Below are 9,123 nucleotides of genomic sequence, written 5' to 3'. Positions count from 1 at the left end.
CCCTTTCAAGTTTAAACGATTGCCCAATCACCGTTTCGATGATCGGTTCTTTTTGTCCATTCTTAGTGACACCATAAACGGTTAAATCAGCCGAACCAATCATAAAGTCTTCGTGTACAAGACTGGTGTTGATTCCTTTCTCTTTGAGCTCATCTTGAGACATTTTCTCGCCATCCTTCACGTTAGTTGGATATGCTTCACCTAGCGCCATGTGGCAAGATGCGTTCTCATCATATAACGTGTTGTAAAAAATTAACTCTGATTGTGAAATAGGTGATGAATGAGGAACTAACGCAATTTCACCGATACGTGTTGCTCCTTCATCTGTTTCTAGCAAATGCTTAAGCGTTTCTTCACCTTGTTCAGCTTTGTAATCAACGACTTTGCCATTTTCAAACGTTAATGTAAAGCCATCAATTAAGTTACCGTTATAATTAAGCGGCTTCGTATTTGTAACTGTTCCATTAATACCTTCACGATGAGGTGCAGTGTATACTTCCTCAGTTGGCATATTAGGGTTAAACTCCGCACCATTTGTCTCTGCTACAGCACCGCCGCCGGCCCAGATATGGTCTTTTGGAAGTTTAACCGTCATATTCGTTCCTTCAGATTGATATTCTAAAGCTTCATATTGTTTTTCGTTTAAATAATCGCGAATAGAGTATAATGTGTTGTTGTGTTCTTTCCATGCTGCAATTGGGTCTTCCTGATCAACTCTTACGATTGAGAAAATTTGTTCCCATAGTGACGTGACCGCTTCATCCACATCTTTGTTAGGGAAAATCTTCTTCGCCCATTTATCCGTTGGGACAGATACGATTGACCACTGAACTCGGTCATTCATAATATATGTCTTGTATTCGCTTAACGCTTGGCTTTTTGCTTTAGTAGCTTTGGCCACACGTTCAGCATCAATGCCCTCTAGTAAATCAGGGTTTGGTGCATAAATCGTTAAGATTGCACCACCTTCTTTAACATGACTGAGTTGTTTTTCAACTAGCCATTCTGGAACGTCCTCTAGAATATGTAAAGGCTCTTTTTCATAGCTTTTCCTTGTTAACACTTCGTCAGACCAGTTCACACGCACTCCTTCTGCCCCAGCATTGTAAGCGGCTTCAACAACGTAATGCACAACTCACGCGCCTCAATGGGTGCATTGATCGATAGTGCTTGCCCTTTTTGAATGTTAACCCCTTTTTGAATGGTTAAGTTAGCATACTTGGTTAATTGTTCTTTTGTTGGAATCATTTAGACACTCCTCGTTTGCTTTTCCTCTATTATTTCATATTTCCAAATTTAAAAAAGTTTTTTCGCAAATATTTAGAGGTGACCATAAAGGCCACCTCTTGATTAGGATACTTCAGATAAGTCTATTTCATTCGCATCTGGGTTATTATAACGTTCTTTATTCAGTGTACCGAGGATTCTAGAGGTGATTGTACCGGATGTCATTGCACCATTTACGTTAAGCGCTGTTCGACCCATATCAATTAACGGTTCAATCGAAATGAGTAAACCCGCTAAATAGACAGGCAGATCCATGGCTGACAAGACAATGAGTGCTGCAAATGTCGCTCCACCGCCAACACCGGCAACTCCAAATGAGCTAATACCAATCACGAGAACTAACATTAACAAAAATGTCGGTTCTAACGGGTTAATACCAACAGTAGGTGCGATCATCACTGCAAGCATGGCAGGGTAAATTCCAGCACAGCCATTTTGACCAATCGTAGCGCCAAATGACGCTGACATATCCGCTACACCATCTGGAACACCAAGGTTATTTTTCTGCGTTTGAATATTGAGCGGGATCGTTCCTGCACTAGAGCGTGACGTAAAGGCAAAACCGAGTACAGGCAGTACTTTTTTCAAATAAGTGATTGGATTTAAACCAGAGAAACTGACCATGATTAAATGAATCACAAACATGACGAGCAGCGCTACGTAAGATGCCAACACAAATTTTGATAACTCAATAATACCGCCAACATCTGTTCGAGCAACTGTATTCGCCATTAACCCTAAAATACCGTATGGCGTTAATCGTAATACTAACGTTACGATTCTCATCACAACACTGTAAACAGCATCGATCATTTTAGTGAAGAATTCAGCGTGCTCTGGCTTTTTCCTTCTAAGTCCTAATACGGCTATCCCTATGAACGCTGAAAAAATGACAACCGCAATCGTAGATGTTGCACGGTCACCTGTCATATCTTGAAATGGATTTGTCGGGATAAACTCTAAAATACGCTGCGGGGTCGACATACTTTCAACGTCACCTAAACGCTCTTCTAAGTAAGATCCACGTTCTTGTTCAGATTGACCCGCTTCAATTTGATCGGCATTTAAATCAAACGCAACTGACGTTCCAACCCCGATTACTGCTGCAACCATAGCCGTACCAACTAAAATCCCGATAATCCAAGCAGACATTTTACCAAGTTGAGATGTTTTTTCTAAATTTGTGATGGCTTTAATGATCGACACCATCACAAGTGGAATGACAATCATCATTAATAGACGTATATAACCGGAACCAACTAATGAATACCAATCAGTTGTCGTTGATACAACGCTACTATCACTTCCATAGGTTACTTGCATGAAAATCCCTAATAAGATTCCTAATCCTAAACCAGTAAAAACTCTCTTACTAAATGAGACATGCTTCTTTTGCATCTGGAATAATACTATTATTAATGCGAGCATAATCGCGATATTTACAATCGTTAACATACAATCTCCTCCTTTTTAATAATATATTTAATAATTCCTATAAGTTTACTCAAGATTTACTTTAAACAGAAATTGGGCTAATGTCAATCCTCTTTGTAAAAAATAAAACCAGCCTTAATAGACTGGTAACATTGTTTCTAGCAATCCACCCAATTGTGGATCCGAGCTGCGACTCCTTGCATAAACCCTTCATCTAATGCATCCTTGTAGATGGCTTCAAAGGTGCGCTGACGATCTTGTATTTGCTTTAAATACTCAGTCGCTTGCTTCGTTTGCATTTTATAATTATTTTTTAAACTTAAAATATCTTCCAAATGTTTGTCGTCTGGCGCCCCATCAACAAACAACTCATACACATCAAAAATCTCATCTCCAGTACGCTGAGGCTCGTGCTCATGAGGTGCTGTTGCATCAAATATCGCAACACCGAGTTCTCTGAAAATCACCATATCTAAACTTTCGGGGTCAAATCCACAATGATAGACTTCCGTATCAATTCCGCGGTCTATTGCTTCTTTGACTAACTTTTTAAGCATCGTAGACTTACCTGTGCCAGATCGACCTTTTATAAAAATCCTTTTCTCTACATCTGATGTTAAATCAAGCACAAAGTCAGTCGGCCCTTGAGGTGTTGCAGCTCCTAAGTAACGATGAACGATTGAGGCTGATTTATTTAGTTTAGTCGCATTAAAGATCGACTGCTTCAGTTTGTCAGTTTCACGATTTGCCTTATCAATGTTTAGATACTTAATATAAATCTTTTCAACCTCTTCATGATAATCATGCGCTGTTTTAAATTGATGAATCGCTTTTTGATATAATTCCTGAATATCTGTTCTTGCTTGAATTAAATGCTTTTGATTTCGTTTTAAAAGGTCGTAATCATAACCTTCTCCAATGTAAATGACGTTTTCTAATAGTTTGGGATAAGCTAGGCGCTTCACATTAGCCTTAGACCGGTCAATAACTGCAAGGTTGCGGTCAGGAATCACGACTGCTTCAAGCTGGTCTGGCTCAATGTGATTATAAACACACCCTAATTCACTATGGCTCGCGCACTCTTTTGTTAGCTGTTCTAACGCTGGGTGAATGATGGATGTAAACCCACCTTCAATAAACAAAACCTGATCAAGATTATGAATTAAATCATCATAAAACGATAATAGCCTTTTGCGGTCGTACCACCTAAATAATATTTTCTTATCATATATGGCCCCCCCGTAGCATCAGTCGTTGTAATAGTATATGAGGGCTTTTTAGTAAAAAGAACTGACTGCTGTATAGTCTGACTATTATGAAAGGATCATCTTAAAAGGGGGATTTGAGAGACTCCTTTCTACTATGTCTTCCAGTTGCTACATGATCTTTTTATAAAATATCAATCATTTTTCTCATGTGATGCGGACAGTTTCCTTCGAGATATGGACAGTTCATATAAAAATGCAGACACTTTGCTTCGAGATGCGGACAATTCATATGAAAATACGGACAGTTTGGTTCTAAATACGAACAGCTCGCTATGGTATGCGAACAGTTGGCTCAAAAATGCAAACAAACACATATAAATACGAGCATACAACGAAGTTATGCGCTCAATAAAAAACTCAGCCAAAGTTTTTATACTTTAGCTGAGTTTATTTAGCTTAGTGATTCAATTGATTTAATTCATCCTCATCCACATCTTCTTGTTTAGATGTAAACCAACCGATAGCTGCGATCGCTACTAACACGGCATAGAAGGTTAACTTCCAAGCTGTTGAGTGCGCAAAGTCATATGGGATTAAACCGATATCCTCGTGGGACAATGTAATGACTAATAATTTAATCCTACCCAACCTACGATTAAGAACGCAGCTGTTTCTAATCCTGGGCGCTTCTTAAGTAACTTAACGAAAACTGTTGCAGCAAAACGCATAATGACGACCCCAATTAACCCACCAAGTAATACGACGATGAATTTACCACCGTCCATTCCTCCGATTTGAGGAAGTGGTGTTGATGGTAACGCCATAGCAAGTGCAACGGCTGCTAAAATCGAATCTACCGCGAAAGCAATATCTGCGAATTCAACTTTTACAACAGTCATCCAGAAACCTGAACCTTTTGAATCACGCTTTGCATCCGCTTCTTCAGGTGTTTTTTCTTTGTTTTTCTTAAGTTTCTTTTTCACAAGATGGTTAACTGCGATATAAAGTAGATAAATAGAACCTAGTGCTTGAACCTGCCATACATCGACTAAGAACGAAATAATGAATAACGATCCAACCCTAAGGACAAATGCACCAAATAATCCATAGAATAAAGCCTTTTTCCGTTGTTTTTCAGGTAAATGTTTAACCATTATGGCTAATACAAGTGCGTTATCGGCTGCTAAAATTCCTTCTAGACCAATTAGTACTAATAATACCCATCCATATTCAAGTAATAATCCTGCATCCATGTTACGATCGCTCCCTTACCTTTGTAGTTTGATTACAAACATAGGCTTTTTATACAATAAATTTTAAATCAGTTTTACAGGTTAAAAGTGTCACCTTTACTAGATACCACTTATCTTCATAGGTAAACTTATTTGTTAATTAAAAAAGCCTTTACCGCGAAATTGCGATAAAGGCTTGGTCATATAAAAAACCTTTACGCAACTTCTGTGTACGTAAAGGTCTCGCTTACAACAAGTTCACGTTGCCATCATAGCCGGAGGTCATGCCTCGAAATGACGACTATAATGTCTCAAGCTACTCCCCTTTGGAGTATATGTTTGTAAAATAATTATACGTGAATAGAATTGAAAAAGTCAACTTATTTAATAAATAAACGCACCGCTTAAACAGCGATGCGTTTATGATCATTATTCACCTGAGATTTCTTCAATTTCTTTCTTAAGCTTATCGTATAACTCAGGATCAATACCTTTTACTTCATTACGATAGTACTCATGTACAGGTTCTGCAACTTTCTTGAATTCTGCAATTTGGTCTTCAGTAAGTTCGATGACTTTTGTATCATATTCTTCATCTGACTTAATTGCTTCAAGCCCTGCTTCGTTTTGACGTTTTTGCTCTTCAAATACCCAATCTTGCATTTCTGTAACTGTTTCATCGATTAATGTTTTCTCTTTGTCTGATAATCCATTATACCAGCCAGTGTTAACAGTTGTCATCGCAACGTAGTTGTTGTGGTTTGAAATCGTGATTGTATCTTGAACCTCATGGAAACTAGCTGATTCAATGAAGAATAATGGGTTTTCTTGTGCATCAACTGTTTCACGGTCTAATGCTGTGTATAATTCACCCCAGCTTAGAGATTGAACTGTTGCTCCATAAGCGTCATACGACTCACGCATTAATGGTGACTCTTGAACGCGCATGTTTAGGCCTTCCCAATCAGAAGGTTTTTCAATACCAACATTACTCGTCCATGCCATAGAACCTTCAGTCCAGAAAGCGAGTGGTGTAATGTTATGCTCTTCATACTTAGCACGTAAATCTTTGTTTAACGCTTCACTATTCGTTAATACTTCTTGAGTTTTAGCCGGGTCTGCCGGGAAGAAGTAGTGTAGTGAGAAAATTTGTCCATCTGGCACTTGACCACCTGTGAAACCTGGTGACATAACTGCCATTCAACACCGCCCTGTTGAAGTAACTGGGCTTGGTCAACCTCACTACCTAATGCACCATATTCTAAAGCTTCAACCTTAATCGCACCGTTTGTTTTTTCTTCGATGCGCTTAGCAAATTCAGCTGCATATTCATACTGAACCTCACCTTGAAGTTCTTCAGTTACGAAACGCCATTCTTGCTCCTCGAATTCACCTTCGCCAGAGCCTTCACTTGATTCACCTTCTGACTCTTCACTTGACTCTTCTCCGCCGTTAGCTTCTTCGCCACCGGTACTCTCTTCACTATCTCCTCCACCACAAGCTGCTAAGAATAAGCCTAGTGAAAGGATTGCAATTAACAATACTAAAATTCTTGTTAAAAATGATCATTACCCCCTAATGATTTTTAAAGATTTATTTAAAGTGTTGTATAAACACACTTTATCACTTAATCAACTAACATTAATGATAGTTCTGGGAAGAAAATTAACAATGCTCCAATCGCTAATAACATAGCGATGTATGGCGGTGTACTCTTAATGACTTCCCAATATGGTTTCTTAAACACCGCACTAGCTGTGAATATATCGACCCCAAATGGTGGTGTCGCTGACCCTAATGCCGCCTGGAATGTGACAATTATTCCAAGGTGGATCAAATCTACTCCTGCCGCTTGAGCAGCTGGCACAAAAATTGGCGTTAAGATTAAAATAACGACAATCGGATCGACAAACATACAGCCGATAAAGAAAAATACACTTACAATAATTAACACATAAAGTGCACTCGGATCAGACCCTAAAACAGCCTCAGTAATTTGCTGCGGAATCTGGGCGTAACCTAATACCCATGTAAACAATTGTCCCCCAGCAACTAGAATAAATACGGCTGATGTCACTAACCCGGTTGATAATGCAATACCAGGAATTTTTTTAATTGGTATCGTTCTATAAATCAACACCTCTAAAATTAATGCATAAAGTACTGAGATACCAGATGCTTCAACTGGTGTGAAATAACCTTTATAGATCCCCCCCAACAATAACAATTGGGAAACCAAGTGGTAATAATGCTTTTCTAAAAAACTTAAACCTTTCTTTCCAAGAAACCTTCTTTGCTAGCGGAATATCTTTAACCTTAGCGTAAACGATACTGTAAATTGCAAATGCTAAAAAGACAATAATTCCTGGAATAATACCTGCAATAAATAAATCCCCTACAGATACACCAGAACCCGCCGCTAAGGCGTAAATAATCATTCCAATACTAGGTGGAATTAATAGCGCAACGTCACTGGAATTAATGATTAATGCCATTGCACTTGAATCTTTATAACCAACTTTTAATAAGCGATCTCTCATTGGACGTCCAATGGCAACAACGGTCGCCTGAGTCGAACCAGATATAGCACCGAACATCGTACACGATGCTGCTGTTGTGACGGCGTAACCACCACGAATATGTCCAACGAAAGCACCAACAAAATCAAGTAAACGTTCAGACGTTTTACCAGCCGTCATTATGTCTGCCGCAAAAATAAATAGCGGTACACATAATAACACTGGAGATTCAATACCTGTTAGAAGTTGCCCCATTAATAGGTCCATCGTTACTGTTGAATTATAAACTAACATGATGATCAATGGCCCCAAGATAAGAGGGATCATCATTGGGAAGTTCAACAGTAAGAATATGACCATAATAGTTATTAAGGTAGTTAACATACTATTGTCCTCTCCACTTTTTCTTTGTTATACGGAAGAAATATCCTCCAGTTTAACTTCTTTGTCTTTTTCATCGTTATAATCAACTGAATCCGTACCAAGATAGACTTTATCTTTCGCCTTTTTCGTAAAGTTAATGAACGTGTTACGTAAGAACTGAACACCAGCTGTAAAAAAATCCAATCGGTAGGAAAACAGCCATTAAATAACGAGGAAGTTGTAATGACGTTGTGATCGCCCCTGTCTCATACTCGAACATGACGAAGTGATATGTATAATAAGCCATTACAAACATGACAATCGCTGTCACGAAGTTAATCGTAATCATCATGACTTTACGTACTTTAAGCGGTGCAAAATCATAAAAAGCTGACATACTGATATGTCTTCCTTTTCTTGCTGCATAACCAATTCCCATAAAAGTAGCAATGACTATTGCAAATTTACTTACTTCATAGGCGAAGTAGAATGCACCAGAACTGAAAACTTCACGTGCAATAACGTTACCAACAATCATAATTGCAATTAGAATAATCGCAAAGCTTAAAATGAACTCTTCCAGTTTCATAAAAGCATAATCTACTTTATTAAAGATCTGCTTAAGAATCTTCACTTTGGTCCTCCCCTCTGAGCCGGGTGGGCTTAATGCCCTATTTAAATTCGTGTTTTGAAAAATACTCATGCCTTGTCTATTTCATAATATCTAAAAAAATGTAACTGAGCACAAACTCGGTATAGGCGAATAAACCTAAATATCTTTTCTATAACTCTATGTTTTAAGCTTAAAAATTATTATCCTCTTAATACATCTATTATTCTTATTTATAATAGAAAATCCTCATAATTTGTCGGAATAGTTAATATTATCCACCCCTAAATGACCATTAACATGTTACTAAGAACTTTTACCCACTTTTGCTCGTACACTTTCTATTTCTAGTTACCCGGTTTTAATTCCTGCTAAACTTGTTTTTTGATTAAGTTTGATTTCATTGATCATATGCTCAAATAATTTTCAGCCATAATCATCTTTCAGTGAACTTTTCATTAACCAACAAA

General features: G+C 38.1%; 3 protein-coding genes and 4 pseudogenes. All 7 read right to left on the bottom strand.

Annotation, left to right across the window (positions count from 1 at the left end):
- Positions 1–11: 11 nt before the first annotated feature.
- The 7 genes and pseudogenes from JCM13188_RS16940 to JCM13188_RS16905 all read right to left on the bottom strand — a co-directional run bounded on the left by JCM13188_RS16940 (position 12) and on the right by JCM13188_RS16905 (position 8,677).
- Positions 12–1,248, bottom strand: a pseudogene (locus tag JCM13188_RS16940) (aminopeptidase).
- A gap of 102 nt (positions 1,249–1,350) precedes the next feature.
- A complete protein-coding gene (locus tag JCM13188_RS16935; protein ID WP_054755019.1) occupies positions 1,351–2,742 on the bottom strand; it encodes an L-cystine transporter in 1,392 nt (463 codons plus the stop codon).
- Between the two features lie 137 nt (positions 2,743–2,879).
- Positions 2,880–3,863: a hypothetical protein gene (locus tag JCM13188_RS16930; protein ID WP_054755018.1), complete on the bottom strand. Its 984-nt coding sequence runs from the start codon at positions 3,861–3,863 to the stop codon at positions 2,880–2,882.
- Positions 3,864–4,385: 522 nt separating this feature from the next.
- Positions 4,386–5,182: pseudogene (locus JCM13188_RS16920) on the bottom strand (TerC family protein).
- A gap of 408 nt (positions 5,183–5,590) precedes the next feature.
- A pseudogene (dctP, locus tag JCM13188_RS16915) lies at positions 5,591–6,702 on the bottom strand (TRAP transporter substrate-binding protein DctP).
- An 86-nt stretch (positions 6,703–6,788) separates the two neighbouring features.
- Positions 6,789–8,064, bottom strand: a pseudogene (locus JCM13188_RS16910) (TRAP transporter large permease).
- Positions 8,065–8,209: 145 nt separating this feature from the next.
- A complete protein-coding gene (locus JCM13188_RS16905; RefSeq protein WP_279402052.1) occupies positions 8,210–8,677 on the bottom strand; it encodes a TRAP transporter small permease in 468 nt (155 codons plus the stop codon).
- Between the last annotated feature and the right edge of the window lie 446 nt (positions 8,678–9,123).

The organism is Piscibacillus salipiscarius JCM 13188 (assembly GCF_001311865.1).
Lineage (GTDB): Bacteria > Bacillota > Bacilli > Bacillales > Alkalibacillaceae > Piscibacillus > Piscibacillus salipiscarius.
Note: the sequence above shows the minus strand (reverse complement) of the source record. Positions and strands in the feature narration are given on the sequence as shown.